Source organism: Acetobacter papayae JCM 25143 (assembly GCF_000613285.1).
GTDB classification, from domain to species: domain Bacteria; phylum Pseudomonadota; class Alphaproteobacteria; order Acetobacterales; family Acetobacteraceae; genus Acetobacter; species Acetobacter papayae.
Window position 1 is genome coordinate 1 of record NZ_BAIN01000147.1, and the last position, 1,665, is coordinate 1,665.

Consider the following 1,665-nt stretch of genomic DNA (forward strand, 5'->3'; position numbering starts at 1 on the left):
CGGTTGGTATTCTGGTGGATGACGCAACCGTCATGATCGAGAATATCGATACCCATCTTGAAATGGGTAAGGATCTGGAAACCGCCATTATCGATGCGGCCAACCAGATCGTTATTCCCACACTGGTTTCCACCCTGTGCATCTGCATTGTGTGGACACCGCTGTTCCGCCTGAGCGGTGTGGCGGGCTGGCTGTTCATGCCTATGGCCGAAGCGATTGTTTTCGCCATGCTGGCATCGTTCATCCTCTCTCGCACACTCGTGCCTACCATGGCCAAATATCTGCTCGCAGGCAGGTGCATCCCGGCCTGCATGGTGATGAACATGAAGCCCTGCCCAAAGGGTTCTTCGGGCGGTTCCAGAACAAGTTCGAGCATGTCTTCCACGCTTTCAAGCTCCGCTATGGGCGGGTACTGGAACGCGCGGTTAACAAACGCCGCAAGTTTGTCGCGGTGTTTCTGGGGCTGTCCGTTCTCTCTCTCGCCCTGTTCGCAGTGGTGGGGCAGGACTTCTTCCCCGAGGTCAAATCAGGTGCGCTACAGATGCATATGCGTGCCCCTCTGGGTACCCGTATTGAAACTACGGGCCGGATCGTCAGTCTGGTTGACAACCGTATTGAGGCTCTTTTGCCGGGCAAGGTAGAAGGGATCATCAACAATTGCGGTCTGCCCGAAGGTCCGCATAACCAGGCGTTCATTCCCACGCCAACAATTGGCACGCAGGATTGCGACCTGAGCATTACCCTCAAGGACGAGGCTTCTCCCGTATGGGATTACCGCGCCCTGCTTCGGCGCAAGCTTTCGGCCAGCTTCCCCGGCACGGTCTTTACCTTCCAGCCCGCGGATCTGACCGAGAAAATCCTCAACTTCGGTTCACCTGCACCGGTTGATATCCAGATCTCCGGGCCTGATATTCGCGATAACTATCGCTATGCCCGCCTGCTGGTTAACCGCCTGCGCAGCATACATGGTGCCGTGGATACCGTTATCCAGCAGACCATGAACACACCAACACTGTTCGTGCAGGGCAACCGCACATTCAGTCAGGCCACGGGCATGACGGAAGGTGATATTGCCAACAACGAACTGATGACCCTTTCGGGTAGTCAGACAGTGGACCCGCAATACTGGCTTGACCCCAAGACCGGCATTACGTTCCCGCTGAATGTCTATGTCTCGCAGGATCAGCTCACACACTACAACAACCTGCTGACCATCCCTGTAGACAAGGGAGATGGCGATCCCAACGGCAAAGACATGCAGCTTCTGGGTAGCATCAGCACGATCAAGGCTATCGGTACACCGGGTCAGGTGTCTCACTACAACTCCATGCCCGATATCGATATCTACGTTTCCACCGAGTTTACCGATCTCGGGTCTGTTCTGGCTCAGGTCAAACGTGAGATTGCGGCATCAAAAGGCGATCTGCCGCGTGGTGTTGCGGTGGATATCCGTGGTCAGGCCACAACCATGCACAGCGCTTATGTGGAGCTGATTGCAGGGCTCGTGGTTTCGGTGGTGCTGATCTACATGCTGATTGTGATCAACTTCCAGTCCTGGATTGATCCTTTCATCATCATCTCCGCACTGCCGGGTGCTCTGGCCGGTATTGCCTGGAGCCTGTTCCTGACCCAGACACGCCTTTCCGTGCCTGCGTTGACGGGGGC

At 55.9% G+C, this 1,665-nt stretch carries 1 pseudogene; it reads left to right on the forward strand.

The window, feature by feature from the left end:
* Window positions 1-1,665 (forward strand): annotated as a pseudogene (locus JCM25143_RS20380) (efflux RND transporter permease subunit); the annotation flags it as partial.